Here is a 1205-nt window from a genome sequence, read left to right on the forward strand (position 1 = left end):
CGGCGCCCGGGATCACGCGGATCGGCGCCTCGCCGGTCGACCCGACCGCGGACCCGCCGGTCGATCCGCCCGCTGACGCCCGCGCCTCGCGGGCCTCGTCGATGTGCAGCCGCAGTCGGCCCATCGAGCGGTGGATCGCGCTCGTGTCCTTCTCGGGCGCGAGCTGCTTCAGGCCAGCCTCGGTGGGCATCTCGACGTTGATGCTGAGCCGGTCGGCATACCGGCCGGCCCGGCGCAGCAGCTCGTCGCTGGCATCCGGGATGGTCTTGAGGTGGATGTAGCCGCGGAAGTCATGCACCTCGCGCAGCGTCTGCGCCACCCGCACCACCTGTTCCATGGTGTGGTCGGGGCTCTTGATGATCCCGCTGCTGAGGAACAGGCCCTCGATGGTGTTGCGGCGGTAGAAGTCCAGCGTCAGCCGCACGACCTCCTCGACGCTGAAGCGTGCCCGCGCCACGTTGCTCGACGACCGGTTGACGCAGTACAGACAGTCGTACTGGCAATGGTTGGTCAGCAGGATCTTGAGCAGCGAGATGCAGCGGCCGTCGGGCGCGTAGCTGTGGCAGATGCCCATGCCTTCCGTCGAGCCGATGCCGGCGCCGCCGACGGAATCGCGCCGGTCGGTGCCGCTGGACGCGCAGGAGGCGTCGTACTTGGCGGCATCGGCCAGGATGGCGAGCTTGCGGTCGAGGTCCATGAGGCGCGCGGGAATGACAAACAACTGTATGAATATACAGTAATTGAGTCATCCAACTCTCGCATCACCGGCCGCCTGCGAGGGGATTCCGCCGGTGAGCGCCCATGCAAAAGAGGCGCACGCGGCGCCTCTTCCTTGGGGTGTCCGACGCCGCAGCAGCGGCGCGGTGTCACTTCAGCTGGTCGGCCTTGGCCTTCAGCGTGACGGCCTTCTGGCGTTCCAGCTTGGCCAGCTCGTTGTCCGGGTCGAGCTGCAGCACCGTGTCCCAGCCGCGGATCGCGCCGGCCAGGTCCTGCTTGGCGAAGGCGGTGCGCGCGTTCAGCGTCGCCCGGGCGATCTGCTTCTTGCGCAGCGCCTCGATGCGGGCGGCGGCGCCGGGATGATCGGCGGCCTCGGCGCGGCGGAATTCCTCCAGCGCCTTGTCCATGCGGCCGGCGCGCTCGTGCGCATCACCGGCACGCATGGCCTTCTCGCCGGGCGACAGTTCGGCCACGGGCGGCGGCGCCGG

At 69.4% G+C, this 1205-nt stretch carries 2 protein-coding genes; both read right to left on the reverse strand.

Annotated elements, in window-relative coordinates:
- Nucleotides 1–697 (reverse strand): radical SAM protein (locus FUT87_RS25055; protein ID WP_147242757.1); only part of this gene is annotated, 697 nt, incomplete at its 3' end.
- Nucleotides 698–866: 169 nt separating this feature from the next.
- Nucleotides 867–1205 (reverse strand): hypothetical protein (locus tag FUT87_RS25060; protein ID WP_222617278.1); only part of this gene is annotated, 339 nt, incomplete at its 5' end.

The organism is Mitsuaria sp. TWR114, from assembly GCF_007997345.1.